General features: G+C 67.9%; 22 protein-coding genes, 1 tRNA gene, 1 other RNA gene and 1 pseudogene. 18 read left to right on the forward strand and 7 right to left on the reverse strand.

Annotation, left to right across the window (positions count from 1 at the left end; all coding sequences use genetic code 11):
- Positions 1–420 precede the first annotated feature (420 nt).
- A complete protein-coding gene (locus V2J18_RS07835) occupies positions 421–876 on the reverse strand; it encodes a helix-turn-helix domain-containing protein (RefSeq protein ID WP_336131487.1) in 456 nt (151 codons plus the stop codon).
- A gap of 84 nt (positions 877–960) precedes the next feature.
- Here V2J18_RS07835 and V2J18_RS07840 point away from each other — a divergent pair, with 84 nt between their 5' ends.
- The 7 genes from V2J18_RS07840 (at position 961) to V2J18_RS23145 (ending at position 6,026) form a co-directional block, all read left to right on the forward strand.
- Complete coding sequence (locus tag V2J18_RS07840) at positions 961–1,179, forward strand: helix-turn-helix domain-containing protein (RefSeq protein ID WP_336131488.1); 219 nt, start codon at positions 961–963, stop codon at positions 1,177–1,179.
- The gene (locus V2J18_RS07845) at positions 1,176–1,457 is read left to right on the forward strand and encodes an ogr/Delta-like zinc finger family protein (RefSeq protein ID WP_336131489.1); all 282 of its coding nucleotides are present in this window, start codon (positions 1,176–1,178) and stop codon (positions 1,455–1,457) included. Before V2J18_RS07840 ends, V2J18_RS07845 begins: the two co-directional genes overlap by 4 nt.
- Positions 1,458–1,538: 81 nt before the next feature.
- On the forward strand, positions 1,539–4,190 hold the full coding sequence (locus tag V2J18_RS07850; protein ID WP_336131490.1) for a toprim domain-containing protein: 2,652 nt from the start codon (positions 1,539–1,541) through the stop codon (positions 4,188–4,190).
- A gap of 66 nt (positions 4,191–4,256) precedes the next feature.
- A complete protein-coding gene (locus V2J18_RS07855; protein WP_336131491.1) occupies positions 4,257–4,868 on the forward strand; it encodes a hypothetical protein in 612 nt (203 codons plus the stop codon).
- 174 nt (positions 4,869–5,042) lie between these two features.
- Entirely contained in the window at positions 5,043–5,351 is a 309-nt protein-coding gene (locus tag V2J18_RS07860) for a hypothetical protein (RefSeq protein ID WP_336131492.1), read from the forward strand.
- 214 nt (positions 5,352–5,565) lie between these two features.
- Complete coding sequence (locus V2J18_RS07865) at positions 5,566–5,805, forward strand: hypothetical protein (protein ID WP_191822881.1); 240 nt, start codon at positions 5,566–5,568, stop codon at positions 5,803–5,805.
- Entirely contained in the window at positions 5,805–6,026 is a 222-nt protein-coding gene (locus tag V2J18_RS23145; RefSeq protein WP_425605966.1) for a helix-turn-helix transcriptional regulator, read from the forward strand. Before V2J18_RS07865 ends, V2J18_RS23145 begins: the two co-directional genes overlap by 1 nt.
- Before the next feature lie 65 nt (positions 6,027–6,091).
- Here the strand turns inward: V2J18_RS23145 and V2J18_RS07870 are convergent.
- Positions 6,092–6,182 (reverse strand) — tRNA-Ser (locus V2J18_RS07870).
- A gap of 130 nt (positions 6,183–6,312) precedes the next feature.
- Here V2J18_RS07870 and V2J18_RS07875 point away from each other — a divergent pair.
- Positions 6,313–6,720 carry a DUF6165 family protein gene (locus V2J18_RS07875; RefSeq protein WP_064746297.1) on the forward strand — a complete coding sequence of 136 codons (408 nt, stop codon included), beginning with the start codon at positions 6,313–6,315 and terminating at the stop codon, positions 6,718–6,720.
- Between the two features lie 27 nt (positions 6,721–6,747).
- Here the strand turns inward: V2J18_RS07875 and V2J18_RS07880 are convergent, their stop codons facing one another.
- Both V2J18_RS07880 and V2J18_RS07885 read right to left on the reverse strand, forming a co-directional pair.
- A complete protein-coding gene (locus V2J18_RS07880; protein ID WP_064746224.1) occupies positions 6,748–7,335 on the reverse strand; it encodes a hypothetical protein in 588 nt (195 codons plus the stop codon).
- Between the two features lie 596 nt (positions 7,336–7,931).
- Positions 7,932–9,014 carry a glycosyltransferase family 9 protein gene (locus tag V2J18_RS07885; RefSeq protein WP_186442492.1) on the reverse strand — a complete coding sequence of 361 codons (1,083 nt, stop codon included), beginning with the start codon at positions 9,012–9,014 and terminating at the stop codon, positions 7,932–7,934.
- 21 nt (positions 9,015–9,035) lie between these two features.
- On the opposite strand from V2J18_RS07885, the gene V2J18_RS07890 reads away from it, so the two are divergent.
- From V2J18_RS07890 to V2J18_RS07925, 8 genes and pseudogenes are all read left to right on the forward strand, one after another.
- Positions 9,036–9,785: a 3-deoxy-D-manno-octulosonic acid kinase gene (locus V2J18_RS07890; RefSeq protein WP_336131493.1), complete on the forward strand. Its 750-nt coding sequence runs from the start codon at positions 9,036–9,038 to the stop codon at positions 9,783–9,785.
- Positions 9,786–9,815: 30 nt separating this feature from the next.
- The gene (locus V2J18_RS07895) at positions 9,816–10,571 is read left to right on the forward strand and encodes an MBL fold metallo-hydrolase (protein ID WP_064746222.1); all 756 of its coding nucleotides are present in this window, start codon (positions 9,816–9,818) and stop codon (positions 10,569–10,571) included.
- A gap of 60 nt (positions 10,572–10,631) precedes the next feature.
- Positions 10,632–11,630 carry a GTP 3',8-cyclase MoaA gene (gene moaA / locus V2J18_RS07900; RefSeq protein ID WP_064746295.1) on the forward strand — a complete coding sequence of 333 codons (999 nt, stop codon included), beginning with the start codon at positions 10,632–10,634 and terminating at the stop codon, positions 11,628–11,630.
- 100 nt (positions 11,631–11,730) lie between these two features.
- Positions 11,731–12,405, forward strand: a complete 675-nt coding sequence (locus V2J18_RS07905; protein WP_336131494.1) for a phytanoyl-CoA dioxygenase family protein — start codon at positions 11,731–11,733, stop codon at positions 12,403–12,405.
- Positions 12,402–12,878: pseudogene (gene moaC, locus V2J18_RS07910) on the forward strand (cyclic pyranopterin monophosphate synthase MoaC); the annotation flags it as partial. The gene V2J18_RS07905 and the pseudogene moaC, both read left to right, overlap by 4 nt.
- 200 nt (positions 12,879–13,078) lie before the next feature.
- Positions 13,079–13,321, forward strand: a complete 243-nt coding sequence (locus V2J18_RS07915; RefSeq protein WP_064748807.1) for a MoaD/ThiS family protein — start codon at positions 13,079–13,081, stop codon at positions 13,319–13,321.
- Between the two features lie 3 nt (positions 13,322–13,324).
- Entirely contained in the window at positions 13,325–13,747 is a 423-nt protein-coding gene (locus tag V2J18_RS07920; RefSeq protein WP_064748806.1) for a molybdenum cofactor biosynthesis protein MoaE, read from the forward strand.
- 109 nt (positions 13,748–13,856) lie between these two features.
- The gene (locus V2J18_RS07925) at positions 13,857–14,864 is read left to right on the forward strand and encodes a YncE family protein (RefSeq protein ID WP_064748805.1); all 1,008 of its coding nucleotides are present in this window, start codon (positions 13,857–13,859) and stop codon (positions 14,862–14,864) included.
- Positions 14,865–14,870: 6 nt separating this feature from the next.
- Here the strand turns inward: V2J18_RS07925 and V2J18_RS07930 are convergent, their stop codons facing one another.
- Positions 14,871–15,119 (reverse strand): helix-turn-helix transcriptional regulator, encoded by a 249-nt coding sequence (locus V2J18_RS07930; protein WP_064748804.1) that lies wholly within the window; start codon positions 15,117–15,119, stop codon positions 14,871–14,873.
- Here V2J18_RS07930 and V2J18_RS07935 point away from each other — a divergent pair.
- Entirely contained in the window at positions 15,040–15,465 is a 426-nt protein-coding gene (locus V2J18_RS07935) for a Rossmann-fold NAD(P)-binding domain-containing protein (RefSeq protein WP_186442613.1), read from the forward strand. The two genes, V2J18_RS07930 and V2J18_RS07935, sit on opposite strands and share 80 nt — an antisense overlap.
- A 103-nt stretch (positions 15,466–15,568) precedes the next feature.
- Here the strand turns inward: V2J18_RS07935 and ffs are convergent.
- Positions 15,569–15,665, reverse strand: an RNA gene (gene ffs, locus V2J18_RS07940) — signal recognition particle sRNA small type.
- Positions 15,666–15,979: 314 nt separating this feature from the next.
- Between ffs and V2J18_RS07945 the strand changes: the two genes are divergently transcribed.
- Positions 15,980–16,714 (forward strand): metallophosphoesterase family protein, encoded by a 735-nt coding sequence (locus V2J18_RS07945; protein WP_336131495.1) that lies wholly within the window; start codon positions 15,980–15,982, stop codon positions 16,712–16,714.
- 410 nt (positions 16,715–17,124) lie between these two features.
- Here V2J18_RS07945 and V2J18_RS07950 read toward each other — a convergent pair whose 3' ends face one another.
- Positions 17,125–18,399 (reverse strand): glycosyl hydrolase family 28-related protein, encoded by a 1,275-nt coding sequence (locus V2J18_RS07950; RefSeq protein ID WP_336131496.1) that lies wholly within the window; start codon positions 18,397–18,399, stop codon positions 17,125–17,127.
- Positions 18,400–18,548: the final 149 nt, after the last annotated feature.

Consider the following 18,548-nt stretch of genomic DNA (forward strand, 5'->3'; position numbering starts at 1 on the left):
CCGGCGTCCTCTTTCTTCCTTTGCCACGGCGACCCGCGCTCCAGAGCGCGGGCATTTTCGCGTGTGTCCGCGTCGCAATCGGTGGGGTAGGGTTTTTCCTACGCGATACCGCTGCAAGTTCTGACGCGACAGCGCGGCAGTCACGAACACAGGGGCGGTGCGATGCGTCGGTTTTTGCGCGACTTGGACACCCCGCATCGTCGTGGCGACGTAACAGGTTGATCGCGCGTCGAGCACTGGGCGCCGATGTGTTGAGGTCGGCGCGGCCGTTCGTCGCTTCGCATGCGGTCCACTCGGGGCAGCCCGTAAGCGCGGCGTGTCCTGCAAAGCCACGCAACGCATTCGGCAAATGCACGCGCATGGTGAGTGACCCGATATGCACATCACCATCAACGTACTGTCCAACCGTGACCGCGTGCGTCAGTCGGTCTTCCCCTTTTTTTTGCGTCCACCGCCGCCCACGTTGATCGTTTGCGATCCGGTTATTGGGCCATGGCTGACCTGCCCGATTTTGATGTTTCCGCTGGATGCATTGAAGGTCGATCCAGTCGCGGGCGCTTGAGCCGCAATGCCGAGTACCGCCAATGCGGCTTTACGTAGTTCAAGCGAAGAACCGCGATACCGCGCCAACAATTCCGCTTCGTCATCGGCAATGGTGGAAGCGACGCGCTCGCCCGTGATGATGTAGGTGACATCAAAGCCCGCCGCTGCCAATTGCTTCATGTACGCAAGATTGGGCATCGACTCGCCCATCTCGTATGCCGCCTGAGTGCGCAGGCTCACGTGGCCCAGCGCGGCAGTCTCTTTTTGACTGGCGCTTTGCCGCTGCCTTTCTTCCGCAATCCGTGCGCCGATTGTGCTTATGTCATTGTGCATAAAACTGCATCTTCCTGTTGACATGTGCGAAATTTCGCACGATTATAGATTCCGAACTGTACGAACCTATCCGCATCCATCGCAATGTCAAATCAGTCACGCATTCGCACCAAGAAACAGGCCAAAGCGGACCTGCGCCGTCGCGGCGTCAGCGTTGCTCAGTTCGCTAGGGCGCACGGTCTCGCGGTCGGCACGGTCTATCACGTACTGAGCGGCGTTAGCCCCGCCCTGCGCGGCGAGGCCCATAAGGCGGCGGTGCTGCTGGGCATCAAAAACGGAGTGATCGAGCAGGGGGGCGAGTGAGCCGCATCCTGACCATGCTGTGCGGACACTGCCGCTGTGTCGGCAATGTTCGGTCGAGTAAGGAAATGACGCCGCTGTTTCGTGAGGTCACTTTGCGCTGCACCAACGATATGTGCGGGCATGTGTGGGTGGCCGATCTGATCGCGGTTCGCACCGTTTCCCCCTCTGCCTGTCCCGATCCTGAAATCGCTTTGCCGTTTGCGCGAAGCGTGATGATCCGAAACCTAGGGTTGCAATTGGAACTGGCGTTCCGCGACGCCGCCAACGATCCCGGATAGTTCGCTCCCGGTTCCTCTCCCAATCCCGACTTCTGTTCGCACGGCCCCACGGCCGGGCCCGGTCCCTTATTGCCTGAAGAAATGCAGACAGACACGCTCAACAAGATTTGCGAACGCCTTGAACAAGATTTCGGGTTCAAGAAGCGAAAGCAGTACTACCAAGACGGTAAGTGCCCTGAGTGCGGACAGAAAGAACTGTTCACGCTCCGCGACAATCCGAACGCGCTTAAGTGCGGTCGGGAGAACAATTGCGGTGCCGTGATCTTCGTTCGGGATTTGTACCCGGACCTGTTCAAGAACTATTCGGCCCGCTTTAAGCAGACCGACACCGCGCCGCATGCGGCGGCGGATGCCTATTTGTCAGAGGCGCGCGGGTTCGATCTTTCCCGCTTGCGTGGCCTGTATACGCAAGAGCTGCACCGCGATCCCGAACTCAAGATCACCACGGCCACGGTGCGTTTTCCGCTGGTGAACGGCATTTGGTGGGAGCGCTTCATTGACCACGCCGACCGGTTCGGCAAGCAAAAGGCCAAGTTCGCGCCCGGGAAGGATCGTGCCGGCGAATGGTGGCAGATGGAGGACACCGCCGCGTGGCCGTCCGAAATCTGGCTGACCGAGGGCGTGTTCGACGCAATCGCCCTGGAGCATCACGGCATAGCGGCCCGTGCGCTCATGTCGTGCAACAGCTATCCCGACAAGGCGTTGGCGCGGCTGCGCGCCGCGTGCGAGGTCGCCGGCAAGCGATTGCCAACCCTGGTTTGGGCGCTGCACAACGACAACGCGGGCCGCACGTACACGCTCAAATGGCATCACAGAGCCAAGGCGGATGGATGGAAGTCCAAGGCCGCGCAGATTCCGCAGAGCGGCCGGAACAAGATCGACTGGAACGATGCGCACTTGCGCGGCGCAATGAAGCCCAGCGACCGCGATACCTATCTTTACGAAGGTGCATTGCTGTGCGCGGTGTCGCCTTCCAAGAAAGCGCGAATCATCTACAAGCGCGAGGAACGCGCGACGTTCCATTTTTCGCATGGAAATCGGCTGTATTGGGCCAGCTTCAATGCGGAAGCCTACAACAAGGCCAAAGACAAGCTGGAAGGTGAGAGCACTGGAATGACCGAACAAGAGCTGCGCGACAAAGCGTTGAACGATTCGCTGTGCGTTTCCGAAATCTGCAATTGCCACCCGCAGCCGCTTTACTACCAATCCAATCGCCTGACCGGCGAGAGTTGGTATTACTACCGCATCACGTTTCCGCCCGGCCCGTACCACAAGACCGAAATCAAGGACACGTTCACCGCCAATCAACTGACATCGGCAACCGAATTCCGAAATCGTCTCTTGCACATGGCGTCGGGAGCGATCTGGGATGGCACGACGCCGCAGGTCATCCGGCTGTCGAAAGATACGCTGTTCGGCCTCAAGACCGTTGAGACCATCCCGTTCATTGGCTATGCCCGCGAACACGGCTGCTATGTCTTCGGCGACGTGGCTGTGAAGGACGGCGCCGTCTACAAGCGCAACGACGAAGACTTTTTCGATATCGGAAAGCTGTCGCTCAAGAGCTTGAACGAAAGCATCGGATTAGCGATCAACACCAAGCGCGAGGAGTACCGCAGCGATTGGCTGAACATGATCTGGGCGTGCTACGGGGTCAAAGGCATTGTGTCGTTGGCGTTCTGGTTCGGCTCGCTGTTTGCCGAGCAAATCCGCGCCAAACAACAGAGTTTGCCGTTTATCGAAATGTCCGGCGAGCCCGGCACCGGCAAATCGACCTTGATCGAATTCCTGTGGAAGCTGGTAGGTCGCACCGGGCACGAAGGCATGGACCCGGCCAAGTCCACGTTGGCCGGTCGCATGCGCACCTTTACCCAGGTCGCCAATCTGCCGGTGGTGCTGATCGAATCCGACCGTGGCAAAGAGGACGATCTAAAGCTAAAGAAGTTCGATTGGGAAGAAATCAAGCCGCTGTTCAACGGGCACATTGGCCGCTCGATCGGTGTCAAGAACTCGGGCACCGACACTTACGAGCCGCCGTTCCGCGCGTCGATTGTGATCGAACAGAACGCGCCCGTGTCGGCAAGCAAACCTGTGCTTGAGCGCATCGTGCATATGACGTTCGACAAGTCATTGCACAGTCGTGAGAACAAAGCGATTGCGGAGCAGTTGACCGATATAGATGTGTCCGAGGTCTCCGCGTTCGCATTGATGGCGACGCAGCGTGAAGCCGAAGTAATGAAGATCGTCAACGACGCGGCGCGGGACTACAGCAACCAACTGTTGAGCTTGGCGGACATGAAGAACGTCCGTTTAGCGCATAACCACGCGCAGATTATGGCCTTGGTGGACGCGTTGAAGCTGGTGACGCCGCTGACCGATGAACAGCACAGCGCAACGCACGCGGCCTTGATTCAAATGGCACTGGCACGGCAAGTCGCGCTCGATGTTGATCACAAGCACGTGCAAACGTTCTGGGAGCTTTACGACTTCGTTGGCGGCGACTCGGGTAGTCCGCCCCTCAATCATGCCAACAGCGAAAGTCTGATCGCGCTGAGCCTCGTTGAATTTGAGGCCCGCGTAATGCGCGCCGGCATTCGCATGCCGTGTGACCTGTCGGAATTGAAAGACCTTTTGCGCACGTCGCGTGCGCGCAAATTCCTTGACCACAAGAACGTCAAATCCCGCCTTACCGGCGAGGCGAAAAAGTGCTGGGTGTTCCAGCGCGAAATCTAAGCGGTCCCGGCGGGAGAGCGGCAACTCTCCCCAAGGGCCATCACCACGAAGCAACGGAGAGAAACCATGCGACACACGACCGACAAAACGCCGGAAGCAACCGCACGCCACGCGGATCACAGCGCCGGGACCGATAGGAAGGCTAGCACGGTCGAAAAAATCGGCAGCTTGCTTGCCGCGCATGCCCGCGCGGCCGTCACTTATTTGGACGCAGCCCAAGAACGCTATTTGGCCGAAGCCCGGCAGCGGCGTGCGATGGCCGCCGCCATGCGTCTAAATCCGTTGTTACCCCGCGACAAGCGCCACCAAGCCGCAGCGTCGGCGGAAGTTCGCGCCGGTTTCGCCGACGACAAGGCGTCGCACTACGCGGCGCGAGCAGCGCAGTTGCGGGCGCTCAACCCGGAACTACAGCCGTCGCCGCAAGTCCGTGTCGTCATCGCCGCGCAGGTCAACCGAATCGACGTGACCGCTTATTGGCCGCAGGGGCAGGGCGCCGCGCTGACCCAAAGCCGCGAACGCCTGGACGCACACTTGTGGCTCATCACGGGCGCCCATTGGGGCGACCACCTGGAAACGCTGGGGCCGGCGCTGTGCGAGTTTCTAGACGGGTTGCCGATGGCCTTGGATGTGGCCGACAGCTTGCGGTGCGGAGCATCCGAGGGTGCCCGCCATGGTTAAGCCCATCGGAATCATGGGCGTGGTGCGCACCTGGGCTATGGCCTGGGAGCGCAGGCGCGCCCAGGCGGCCCACCGCCGCGAGGTCCGGCGCGTCCTGGCGGCCTGCGCTGTAACGGCGACTGGCTTGCGCGCTCCGCAGTCGCCCCAGGCCGTGCGCCGCTCTTGGGAGGCGACATGACGCAACGACAGGTCGCCCATCAGGTCACCTTGCCCGCCTGCGCCCAGGGGCACGCCGTTCGGCACGTCCACGACTTGCGGCGGCCGGAAGCTGGCGGCGGGCACCTTCTGGAATGCGAGTGCCGGCAAACGGCGAAATACGCCTGTGTCGGCGACGCCCTGCGGCAGTGGCGGCGGATGAACGCCAAGCGCCGCGCCGCGATCCGGCGCAGCGAGCCGGCGGCGCCGGCCGCACAGCCAGCGCCGGCAACGCTGGCCGGCATTCTGCAATTCCCCCTGGCCTTTGTCCGAGGGTCGGGCGCATGAGGAAAACCATGAACCGATTTGGTGGCCGGCATGCGCCACTGGACGGCGGCCCCGTCTCGGGCCAGCGAGACAGCGGAGCCCGGTCGCCGCTGACCGTGATGGCCCGCCGCTGCCATCGCTGCAATACCGCGCGGGCGGTCGGCGGCGGGCGGGTGCGGATCGTTCAGCAACGCGGATGCCGGGTAAACGTTTTCACCTGCGCGGAGTGCAGCCGATGAGCCGAACCCCGGATATCGACGCCGGGCAAGTGTGGGTGGCCCGTAAACGGCGCACCCGCACCCCGTCGCGGCGGGTGGTGGCCGCGATCAACGGCCGTATCTGCTATAGCGCAGGCGGGGACGTGACTCGTTGGTGCCGGCTCCGCGCGTTTCTGGTCTGGCTGCGGCGCTACAACGCCGTTCGGACCGATCCCCGGCGCCGCCGTGCGCTGTCGGCTTGCTGGCGAGGGGCGTGATGGCGGTAGCACAGAGCCGAGTGCCGGCATACGAACGCCTGTTGCGGCGCCAGGAGGTAGAGAGCCGCGTCGGGCTCAAGAAATCGGCGATCTACCAGCGCATCGCAAAAGGGGTGTTCCCCGTCCCGGTTCCAGACGAAGACGGCACGAATGTCCGTTGGCTGGAGTCGGAAATTCGGGCCTACATCGCGGCCCGAAAGCGCGCCCGGGATGCTGGGTAAGGTGATGGGTACGGAAGTCTAGAAAAGAAAAAAGCCCCTGAAAAACAGGGGCTTTTTCTTTGATCTGGCGGAGAGGGGGGGATTCGAACCCCCGGTACGCTATAAACGTACGCCTGATTTCGAGTCAGGTACAATCAACCGCTCTGCCACCTCTCCGGGTGCGTGCGAGCCGAGAATGATACGGGCTGCCGCGCCCGCCGACAAGCGGTTCGTGCCGGAGCCTCCGGCGGCCCTTGGCGCCGCGGGCTACACTAGCCGCCCCTACGGCAATGAACGGCTGCGCGACATGTCCGAAATCCTGGTCCCGGTGTCCTTTGGCGAACTGCTCGACAAGATCGCGATCCTGCAGATCAAGTCCGAGCGCATGACCGACGAGGCCAAGCTGGTCAACGTGCGCAACGAGCTGACCGCGCTGGAGAAGACCTGGATGGCGCACCCGGCCGCCGGCCACGACATCGTCCGCCTGCGCGCCGACCTCAAGGCGGTCAACGAGCGCCTGTGGGTAATCGAGGACGACATCCGGATCAAGGAAAAGCGCCAGGAATTCGACGCCGAGTTCATCCGCCTGGCGCGTTCGGTCTATGTCGAGAACGACGAGCGCGCGCGGGTCAAGAAGCAGATCAACCTGGCCCTGGGCTCGACCTACGTCGAAGAGAAGTCCTACCAGGACTACGGCACCGGCCCGATCGGCTGAAGTCCGCGCCGCGGGCGTACCCGCAGGCTAGTGGCGGCGCGGGTCCAGCGCCGCCTCGTACAGGCGTTGCTGCAGGCTGGCCGGGTGGGTGGCCGCGTCCGGCCAGACCGGCTCGCCGCGACCGCGCGCCGGCGCGACGATGCCCAGCCCGGCGAACAGCCGGGCGAGCTCGCCCAGCGCCGCAGGATCGCCGCGGCCGAGATCGCCCAGCAGGGCCTCGATCAGGTGCCGGCCCGGCAGCAGTTCGAAGCGTCCTTCGGCGTCCAGCTTGACGATCGGCGCTTCGTGCAGCGAACGCTGCTCCGGGCCGTGCCAATAGCCGATCACTTCGCCCTCGTCGTTCTCGATCACGAAGCTGATGTAGGCGCTGACGCCTTCGATCGCGGCATGATGGGCGCGCACCGCCGGGTCGGCGAGGTCGCTGCGGCTCAAATACCCCTCCGGATCGAGCAGGGCCGGCTGGTAGTCGCGATCGATCACCGTGCAACCCAGTTCGGCGAGCAGATGCAGCAAGGGCGGATGCTGGCGCTGCCACAGACGCAGCAGCGCCTCCAGGTCGGCGGGCAGGGAACCGGGCGGCGGCGCGTGGAAATCGGCGAAGGCGGCCGAAGCCATGGGGAGGCGTCTCGGTGGGATCGGTTCAACGTCGCATCGGACCGTGTCGGCCAGGCGACGCCGCACTTCCATTAACGCAAAACCGAGCGGATTCAGGCCGCGCCCACGGCCCGGGTGGGGCGTGTCGGGCTGATCGGCGGCCCGTCCGATGCCCCCCCAGACCGCCCCAGACCGGGGCGAGCGGGCTGGCCTCGACGTGGAGGGTCGCACCGGTGCCGAGCAGAAGCCGGGCCGAACTCGGCCAGGTTCCCGGCCGCCCGGGAGGGATAACGCTCGCCGGTCCAGGTCGTCTCATCGAGCTCGGCGATTTCCCGGTCCAGGGCCTTGGCCCGTCCGGGGGCGTCCCTGGTCAAGTATCCGCGCCGGGCCTGCGCTGCGCCGAACAGCCCGGCCTTGCCCGTCATCCAGTGCCCGGCGGTGGCGTAACGCTCGCGCGCGACCACGAGCGGCGCCGGATGCCACTGACTCAAGCAAGCTCGTGTCGACCCGGCCGGTCGCGCCTCGGTGGCCCCAGAAGCACCGGTAGTCGTGGCGCCGGCCGGCGGCCGGCAAACGTTCCGGCGGCGCCGGCGGCGTATCGGCCGCGGTCGCCGGGCTCATGCGCCGGCGGCGGGGTGGTCGGCGCGATAGCGCTCGAACGCGGCGATGCCGTCCTCGACCGTGATCAGGTCCATCACCCCGGCGTGCTCGATCTTGCGGCCCCAGCCGATCTCCGCCGCGGGCTTGCCGAGGTACTTGCGCGCGGCGTCGTCGTAGCGGTCGGCGCAGTAGCGGCGGTCGCTGTAGGGCCCGCTGCGCGCCGGGTTGCTGGCCGCGTGCAGGCCCAACACCTTGGTGCCCATCGCGTTGGCGATGTGCATCGGTCCGGAGTCGGGAGTCATCAGCAGGTGGCCGCGTTCGAGCAGGGCCGGCAGTTGCTTGAGCGTGTCCTTGCCGACCAGATCCAAGGCCGGATGGCGCATGGCGGCGAGGATGGCGTCGGCGGTGTCGCGTTCGAGCTGGCTGCGGCCGCCGCACAGCACCACCCGCCAGCCCTGGCCGGCGGCGTGGTCGGCGACCGCGGCGTAGCGTTCGCTGCGCCAATTGCGCAGGACATGGCTGGAGCAGGGCGAAATCAGCAAGGTCGGCACGCCGTCCTGCGGCCATTGCGCGCGCGCCCATTCGCGCGCCTCGTCGGGCACCGGCAAGTCCCAGCGCACCTCGGTCTGGCGCAGGCCGAGCGGCTCGCAGAAGCTGCCGATCGCGTCGAGCACGTGGATGCCGGGCCGGTCGGCGATGCGTTCGTTGACGAACAGGCCGTGCAGGTCCTTGGAGCGCGAGCGGTCGTAGCCGATCCTGCGCCGGGCCGGGACGAAGGCCGACAGCAGGTTGGCGCGCGCGGCCACCTGCATCTGCAGCAGCGCCTCGAAGCGCCCGCCGGGCAGTTCGCGCTGGCGCAGCGCGCGGCGGACCGCGCGCATCCCGGCCAAGCCGGTCTTCTTGTCGTATTCGACGAACTCGACCCCCTCCAGGCCGTCGAGCAGGCGTCGCTCGCCCTTGCCGATCAGCCACACGATCGAGGCCTGCGGCCGCGCCGCGCGCAGGGTGTGGACCAGCGGCACGACATGGGTCACGTCGCCCAGCGCCGACAGGCGCAGCAGGCACAGGGAAGGCGAAGAACTGAGAGGCGATTGGGTCACGTGCTTGTTAGACTCGGACGGATGACGGGTTATGACGCCGCCGAGGGACTGACGCCGTACCGCGACGACAGCGGTTACGGTGCGATTCTGTTCGACCGCGAGCGGGTGCAGCAAGCGCAGCCGGAGTGGTTCTCGCCCGCGCATTGGGGCGCCAAGGCGCGGCCGGTCGACAGCGGCGGCCGCGGCGGGGCCTGGTTCGTGGATGCGCCGTTCGGTCAGGTGGTGCTGCGGCGCTACCTGCGCGGCGGCCTGGTCGCGCGTTTCAACCGCGATCGCTATTGGTGGCGCGGTGCGCACCGAACCCGCAGTTTCGCCGAGTTCCGCCTGACCCGCGAGGTCGCGCGCAAGGGTCTGCCGGTGCCGATGCCGGTCGCCGCCTGGTACCGGCGCGACGGGCTGCACTATTACGCGGCGATCCTGATCGAGCGCCTGGGCGACGTGCGTTCGCTGGCCGACCGCGCCGCGGTGGCCGGCGACGGCGCGCCCTGGGAAGAGGCCGGCCGATTGATCGCGCGCTGCCATCGCGCCGGGCTCGACCACGCCGACCTCAACGCCACCAACCTGCTGTTCGACAGCGGCGGCCGCGGCTGGGTCATCGATCTGGACCGCGGCGCGATCCGCATCCCGGCCACGGCCTGGCGCGAGCGCAATCTGGCCCGGCTGCTGCGCTCGCTGCTCAAGCTGCGCGGCGCGCGCACGCCGGCCGAGGTCGAACGCGATTTCGCCCGACTGCGCACGGCCTATGACCGCGCCTGGGAACGTGGTTACTGAAAGAGTGAATGGTCAAAGGCGAGGGTGGGCATGAGTTGGCGGTTGCGTCTGCACGGCGTCGGCAATGCGTCGGCGGTGGAATTGGGGTCGGCGATGGCGACGCTGGAGCGCGACGGCGAGCCGTGGCTGACCGTCGACTGCGGCGGCGAGGGGCTGACCGCCTATCTGGCCCACTACGGCCGGATGCCCGAGGCGCTGTTCGTCACCCACACCCACCTCGATCACGTCGCCGGCTTCGAGCGCCTGTTCGTCGCCCATTACTTCGACCCGCAGCGGCGTGGCAAGGTGCGCCTGTACGTGCCGGCGCCGGTGGTGCCGCTGCTGCACCAGCGCGTGGCCGACTATCCCAACGTGCTGGCCGAGGGCGGGGTGAACTTCTGGGACGCGTTCCAACTGGTCCCGGTCAGCGGCCATTTCTGGCACGACGGCCAGCGCCTGGAAGTGTTCGCCACCCGCCATCACTGGCCCGACAGCGCCTTCGGCCTGCGCCTGCGCGGCAGTGCGATCTGGACCGGCGATACCCGGCCGATCCCCGAGGTGCTGGCCAAGTACGCCGATGCCGGCGAGCTGATCGCCCACGACTGCGCCCTGCACGGCAATCCCTCGCACAGCGGCATCGAGGACCTGGAGCGCGAGTACCCGCGCGAATTGCTGAACCGCTGCGTCCTGTACCACTACGGCAGCCGCGAAGAAGGCGACGCGCTGGCCGCGCGGGGGTATCGTGTGGGGAGGCCGGGCGAGGTGATCGATCTGGCCGAGCCCCTTGAGACCCAGGTGCCGTCCTAGGTGAATGCCGTTGCCGCGCAGGAACTTGCCGCACGGGCCGCTGGCGCAGCGGCGCCGGCGCTGCCGCTCGACCGGCTCGGGCGGCCGCTGCGCGACTTGCGCCTGTCGGTCATCGACGCCTGCAATTTCCGCTGCCCGTATTGCATGCCGGCCGAACGGGTCGGCGACGACTACGGCCTGGACGCGGCCGGGCGGCTGAGTTTCGACCAGATCGAAACCCTGGTGCGCGGCTTCGTCCGCGTCGGCGTGCGCAAGCTGCGCCTGACCGGCGGCGAGCCCTTGCTGCGCAAGCGCCTGCCCGAGCTGATCGCGCGCCTGGCGGCGATTCCCGGCCTGGACGATCTGGCCCTGACCACCAACGGCTCGTTGCTGGCGCGGCACGCGCGGGCGTTGCGCGAAGCCGGCCTGCGCCGTCTCACCGTCAGCCTGGACGCGCTCGATCCGGATTTGTTCCGGCGCCTGTCCGGCGGCCGCGGCGAGGTCGCCGACGTGCTCGCCGGCCTCGACGCCGCGCACGCCGCTGGGTTCGGGGCGATCAAGCTCAACTGCGTGGTCCAGCGCGGAGTCAACGAAGACCAGGTGCTGCCCCTGGTGGAACGCTTCCGCGCCGGCGGCGACGTGCTGCGTTTCATCGAATACATGGACGTCGGCAATTGCAACGGCTGGAGCCAGGCCGGGGTGGTGCCGTCGCAAGCGTTGCGCGACCGCATCCATGCGCGCTGGCCGCTGCGCGCGCTCGACGCCAACTATCGCGGCGAGGTCGCCTCGCGCTACGGCTTCGCCGACGGCGCCGGCGAGATCGGTTTCGTGTCTTCGATCAGCGCGCCGTTTTGCGGCGACTGCCACCGCGCCCGGGTGTCCGCCGACGGGCGACTGTACACCTGCCTGTTCGCTGCCGAGGGCAGCGACCTGCGCCCGCCGCTGGCCCAGGGCGAGGACGCCTTCGCCGCCCATCTGGCCGAGCTGTGGTCGCGACGCGGCGACCGCTACAGCGAATTGCGCGCCGCCGATGCGCCGCGCCCTCGCCGGCACGTGGAAATGTTCCTGATCGGCGGTTGAGCGCAGCCGGAGGCTTGTCGTGTCCATAGCGCGCACTCGACAGCGTCCCGACGGGACCGCGACCGCCGTCGCGGCGGTCCCGGCCACGTCCGCTGGGCGCTTGGGCGCGCTCGGATTCGTGCACTGGCCGGGTGCGGTGTCGGCCGCCCGCGTGGCGCAGGCGGGCGCGCAGGCCGATGCCGCTGCGCAGGCGATGGACGAAGACGACGCCGGCACGCGCGATCTGCTCGCCCATCCGGGGTGTGCGGCGCTGGTGGCGCCGCTGCGGCGGAGGCTGGCCGGGGTCGGCGCGCTGGATCGCGATGCCGTCGCGGTGCAATGCACTCTGTTCCGCAAGAGCGGCGCGCGCAATTGGAAGGTCGGCTGGCATCAGGATCTGTGCGTGCCGGTCGCCGGCCGGGTGGAGTGCGCGCAGTTGAGCGGCTGGTCGCGCAAGCAGGGCGTCGATTTCGTCCAGCCTCCTGCGGAGTTGCTGGAGCGCCTGACGATCGTGCGCCTGCATCTGGACCCGTGCGAAAGCGACGACGGCCCGTTGCGCGTGGTGCCGGCCTCGCATCGTCACGGCCGCTTGGGCATGGCGCAGGCCCGGGCATTGCGCGCCCGTTCCGGCGAGGTCGAGTGCAGCGCGCAGCCCGGCGATCTGCTTATCATGCGTCCGTTGTTGCTGCACGCCTCGTCCAAGGCGGCCCGGCCGCAAGGGCGGCGGCGCGTGCTGCATTTTCTGTTCGGACCGCGCGAGCCGGGGTACGGACTTCGCTGGAGTATGACGATTTGAGCGCCGAGCCCACCCTGACCCACATCGACCGCGACGGCCGCCCGGCGATGGTCGACGTGTCCGCCAAGGCGGCCACCGCGCGCGAGGCGACGGCGCGCTGCCGGGTGACGTTTCCGGCCGCGGTCGCGGCGCAATTGCGCGCCAGCGGCCTGCGCAGCAAGAAAGGTGCGGTGATCGACACCGCGATCGTCGCCGGCACGATCGCGGTCAAGCGCACCCACGAACTGATTCCGTTCTGCCATCCGCTGCCGATCGATGGCTGCCGCATCGCCATCGACTGGGACGGCGAGCGCAGCCTGGCGATCGACTGCGCGGTGCGCACCGTGCATCGCACCGGGGTCGAGATGGAAGCGCTGACCGGCGCCACGGTCGCGGCGCTGACCGTGTACGACATGTGCAAGGCCTTGTCGCACGCGATCGTGCTCGGACCGGCGCGCCTGCTCGGCAAGCGCGGCGGCAAGCGCGATTTCGGCCGCAGCGGATTCGACGGCGACGCGACTGCGGCGGCCGCGCAATCGCGGCGGAGAACATCCAAGCCGGCGGCTGCGGCGGCGCCGGTCGCGGCCCAACCCGCGGCCGGCGAGCGCGCTGCGCGGCGGCCGGCGGCCAGCCAGACGAGCGCCGCCGGGTCGGCCGCGACCAAGCCGGTGCGCGCGCGCCGCCGGGGTAGCGCATGAGCCGGCTGACCGTGCTGTATTTCGCCAGCCTGCGCGACGCCGCCGGGGTCGCCAGCGAGGCGGTCGAAGCCGACGGCCCCGACCTGCGCGCCTTGTACGAAACCCTGCGCCGGCGCCACGGCTTCGCCTTGCCGGTCGAACGGCTGCGGGTCGCCGTGGACGGCGATTTCGCGGATTGGAACGAGGCGCCGCGCGCGGGCAGCGAAGTGGCCTTCATTCCGCCGGTCTCGGGAGGCTGAGCGATGGCGCGCTTCCGATTGTCCGAGCATCCGTTCGAGATCGCGCCGCTGCGCGAGCGCCTGCTCAGCGAGCGCGCCGGCGCCTACGCCGGCTTCGAGGGCTGGGTGCGCGACCACCACGACGGCCGCGCCGTGGCCGGCTTGCGCTACGAAAGCTACGCCGCCCTGGCCGAGGCCGAGGGCGAGCGGGTGCTGGCCGAGGCGATGGAAAAGTTCGCCATCGTCGAAGCCTGTTGCGTGCACCGGGTCGGCGATCTGGCGATCGGCGAACTGGCGGTGTGGGTCGGCGTCAGCGCCGCGCATCGCGATGCCGCGTTCGCCGCCTGCCGCTACATCATCGACGAGACCAAGCGGCGCGTGCCGATCTGGAAGCACGAGCGCTACGCCGACGGTGCCGCCGACTGGCTGCACCCCGAACCGCCGTAAACGCCGGCGCGCGAATGCGACGCAGGTGCGCGGCCGCTGGCCGGCGTTGCGCTAGGCTCCGCTCGACGCCGTCGTGCGCTGTCGCAAACCTCATCGGAGCCGAACCGCCATGCGCTTGCGATCCCTGGGACTGGGCCTGTATCTACTGATCGCGCCTGCGGCCGCGGGCGAATTGCTGGTCGGCAACAAGGCGGCCGATACAGTCTGGCGCCTGTCCCTGGACGACGGACGCAAGCTGCGCGCATTCGCCAGCGGACGCGGTCCGCACGAAATCGCGGTCGCCGACGACGGCGCGTTGGCGGTGGTCGCCGATTACGGCGACAAGGACGCGCCCGGGCATACCCTGACCGTGCTCGACCTGCACGGAAAACAGCCGCCGCGACGGATCGGGCTGGGCCGCCACGGCCGCCCGCACGGCCTGCGTTTCCTGCCCGGCGGGCGCGAGTTGCTGGTCACCACCGAGGCCACTTCGCAGCTGTTGCGCGTGGATGTCGCCGACGGACGGATCGTGGCCGAGATCGCGCTCGGCGAGGGTCGCGGCCACATGGTCGCGGTGAGCGCCGACGGCGCCAGCGCCTATGTCAGCAAGATCGACCGCGGCACGCTCAGCCGGATCGACCTGCGCCGCAACCGCAAGACCGACGAAGTCGCCGCCGGCGCCGGCGCCGAAGGCCTGGCGGTGCGGCCCGGCAGCGGCGAGATCTGGGTCGGCAACCGCGAGGCCGGCACGGTGACCGTGCACGACCCGGACGACCTGTCGATCCGCGCGGCCCTGGACAGCCCGGGCTTTCCGATCCGCGTCGCGTTCACCGCCGACGGCCGCTACGCCATGGTCAGCAACGCGCGCGCGGCCACCCTGTCGGTGTTCGACGCGCGGCGCAAGCGCCTGCATGCGCGCGTCTCGCTGGCGCGCGAGGGCGTCGAGTATCGCGATACCTTGCTCGGCCGCGCCGCGCTGCCGATCGGCGCGATCGCCGACCCGCGGCGGCCGCGCGTCTATGTCGCGATCAGCGGCGGCGACGAGATCGCGGTGATCGATCGCCGTCGCTGGCGGGTCGTGGCGCGCTGGCCGACCGGGCGCGAGCCGGACGCGTTGGCGTTGACGCCTGCGCCCTGAGCGATTTCAGGCGTCGAGGGCGACGACCGCTTCGCCTTGGCGCGCCGCGCCCGGGGTGATCCCGAGCACGCGCTTGAACGCGCGCGAGAACGCGGCTTCGGATTGGTAGCCCAGTTGTTCGGCGATATCGGCGATGGCCCGGTCGCCTTCGCGCAGCCAGGTCAGGGCGACGTGCATGCGCCAGCGCGCCAGGTACTGCCTGGCCGGTTCGCCGACCTGTTGGTGGAAACGCGCGGCGAAGGCCGAGCGCGACATCGCCGAAACCGCGGCCTGGGCCTTGCTGGCGCGACATTGGCGCGGAGTGGAAGTGCGCGAGCTGCTCGGCGAGCGCGACCTGAGCCATGCGCAGGCCGCCGCGATCCTGGGCCAACGCCTGGGCCTGTCGGATCTGGAGTACCGGCAGTTGGAGCCGGGCGAGGCGGTGGACGGGCTGATCGGCGCCGGCTTCGCGCCGGATCTGGCCGCGGCCTATGTCGAACTGGCCCGCAGCATCAACGCCGAGTTGATCCGTTCGCTGCAGGGGCGCAATGCGACCAACACGCCGCCGACCCGGTTCGAGGATTTCGCCGAGGCGTTGGCGCAGGCGTATCGGGCGATGTAGGCGCAGGGGCGGCCAGGCGCGCCGAGGCCGGTCCGGCAGCCTCGGCCGGCGCGGGCGAGGCGATAGAGAGCGGAGCGGGAATGCCGGCCCGAAAAGGCGGCGGCCCCGCAAGCGTGACTCCGGCGCCCGAATCAGTCGATACCGTTGCTGCCTTCCGGCCCTGGCGGGGTTTTCGACCTATCGTCGCGGAGGCGCCAACGGGGCCACCATAGACTCGGCGATGCGCAGGCGCGTCGCGAGGCCCGGCATTCTGCCTGAGCCCCCGCCGCGGCGCAATCGCGGCCGCGGCGGGCGTTCAGCGCCGCCGCGTCTCGCGGTCTCGCGGCGGCGGCATCGGCTGCGCGCCTGGATCGATCGCGGCAGGGCTCGGGACGCCCGGGCCCGCGGCCGCCGACGGTCTCGTCCGGGCCCGCCAGGAGGGCCGGCGAGGCCGTGCGTCGGCGTCATACGCTGAAACCCACGAGTGAAGCCGGCCGTTGAAACCTGCCGTAGAAACCGGCCGTAGAATCGGCGCATGCGCATCGCAGTGCTCTCCGACATCCACGGCAACCTCGGTGCACTCGAGGCGGTGATCGCCGACTTTCGCCGGCGCGGCGTCGAGCATGCGGTCGACCTGGGCGACCTGCTGTCGGGCCCGCTGCAGCCGTGCGCGACCGCGGACCGGTTGATCGAACTGGGCTGGCCGACCATCGCCGGCAACCACGAGCGCCAAGTGCTGTTCGATCCGCTCGAACGCATGAGCGCTTCCGACCGCCACGCCGCTGCGGAACTGCGCCCGGATCAGCGCGACTGGCTGCGCGCGCTGCCGCCGAGCCTGCGCCTGGACGAAGAGGTGTTGCTGGTGCACGGCACCCCCGCCAGCGATCTGGCATGCTTCCTGCAAACCATCGACGCCGGCGGCATGCGTGCCGCGCACGCCGGCGAGATCGCGCGACGCGCCGGCGACGACCCGGCGCGCCTGATCCTGTGCGGCCACACCCATGTGCCGCGCGCGTTGCGGCTCGACGACGGACGCCTGATCGTCAATCCCGGCAGCGTCGGCTTGCAGGCCTACGCCGGCGAGCATCCGCACCCGCACCGGGTCGAGAACGGTTCGCCGCAGGCGCGCTACGCCATCGTCGAACGCGACCGTGACGGCTGGCATGCGCAACTGCTGCAAGTCGACTACGACTGGGGCGCGGCGGCGGCGCTGGCCCGCCGCAACGGCCGCGAAGATTGGGCCCGCGCGCTGCTGACAGGACGCGTCTGACCCCAGCGCCGAGTCGGATCCTGCGTCTGTAGGAGCGGCGCGAGCCGCGACAGCGTTCTTGCGGCCTCGCGCCGTCTAGTCGATTTCAGGATGCAAGCAAGGCTTCCGCTCGCAAGCGGACGGGGACTGTCTTGGGGCGCCCCAAAAGTCCCGCCGGATGTCCTTCGGTCAAAATCGGCAGAAAAGCCCGGACACGGAAATCTCCGCTGCGGCTTCGATGCCGGCGCCGGGATTTTTCGATAAGACATCCCTGTCTTATCGAGGCATGCGCTTCAACCGCAGATCGCACGTCTTGTGCGCCACCCTTCGGGCCTGCAGGCGCCGTCGCGGGTTCGCTGCTGCGCCAGGCTCTTCCGGCAACGGCGACACGGCAACTTAGGGGAGCGGGATACTCGGCCTCCGCATCCCTGTCAGCGCTGCACCACGAACGTCGCCGCGGTCGCGTTCAAGGTATTGCACTGCTCGAACAATAACCGGTCGCGATTGACTGTGGCGTAGGACTCGTGCCGGCCCATCAACTGGCAGGACTGCCATTTCACGAACGGCATGTCGCCGTTGCGCGGGCGGTAGGTGACCGGGAACGCCAGCGGTCCGACCGAGGACACATGCGCCCAGGCCGCGTCGGTGCAGCTGATGAACGTCAGGCTGCCGTTCTTGGCGTCCCAGCCGCAGTTGAGCAGCTTGCTGCTGGTCGAGCGCAGTTCGAAGCGCACGCCGATCACGACCAGGGTCTTGACCGTATTGGAATGGCTCTGCGCCGGCAGATCGAAGAACACCGACGGCACCTGCGGATCGGTATTGGTGTGGATCCACGAACCGCCGTAGACGTTGATGTAGCCGCCCTTGACGAAGCGCAGCAGGGTGCCGCTCTTGTACTCGAACTTGCAGTCGCGGAACCAGAAGTTGAGGAACTGGTCCTGCTGGGCGAACTCCGGCGACATGCCCGAATGCAGGAAAGCGTCGCCGATCACCACGTCGTTGGCCAGGTGGCAGCGGTTGAACGACCATTCCGAGTTGAGGTTGGAGTCGCTCGGGCCGTCGAGGCCGATGATTCGCTCCCACGGGCCGCGCCATTCGACATCGTCGAAAGCGAAGTCCTGATTGGAATCGTTGACCGCCGACCAGGCGAACAGCCAGCTTAGGCCGGCGCGCGCCGAACGGAAGCCGATCTCGCGCACGCGGAACTGGCGCAGGCGGCCGGCCGCGGTCATCAGGTTGTTGTTGAAGCGGTCGCCGCTGGCCAGCGGCGCGTCGAACAGGATTTCCGAGCTGCGCTTGCCCTGACCCTCGATTACGTAATTGCGCAACTGCGGACCGACCATCGGCAGCAGCGCGTCGGCCTTGGTCACCCGGTACACGCCGGCGGGGAAATACAGATGGTGGGTCAGCCAGCCGTTGCTGTTGACCGAGGCGAACACCGCATCGCGGGCGCGCTCGATCGCCGCAGTGTCGTCGGTGCTGCCGTTGCCGACGGCGCCGTAGTCCTTGACGTTGACCCGGCCGTCGGCGGGCAGCGCCAGCGCGCCGGCGGCGGCCGTCGTGCGACGCGGGCTCGGCGCGACCGCTGCTGCGGCGGCCGCGCCGGCGCTAGCGGTGGCCGCGGCCATCAGGCCGGCGGCGCCGATCAGCTGGCGGCGCGAACGCGAAGTCGGGGTGGCGTCGTTGGCGGGAATCTTCTTGCTCATGAGAATCCTTGTGTGGTGGATGCGCCCGCAAGGGCGAGAGCCGCGACGGCGGCGGGGCGCACGCGGATTTGGCCGCTCCGTCGCGAGCCGCGCGCAATCTAGGCGCCACGCCTCTATGGAATTGCGATGAGCAACGCAATTCGCCCGTG

The sequence above is a fragment of the Lysobacter firmicutimachus genome, assembly GCF_037027445.1.
GTDB classification, from domain to species: domain Bacteria; phylum Pseudomonadota; class Gammaproteobacteria; order Xanthomonadales; family Xanthomonadaceae; genus Lysobacter; species Lysobacter firmicutimachus.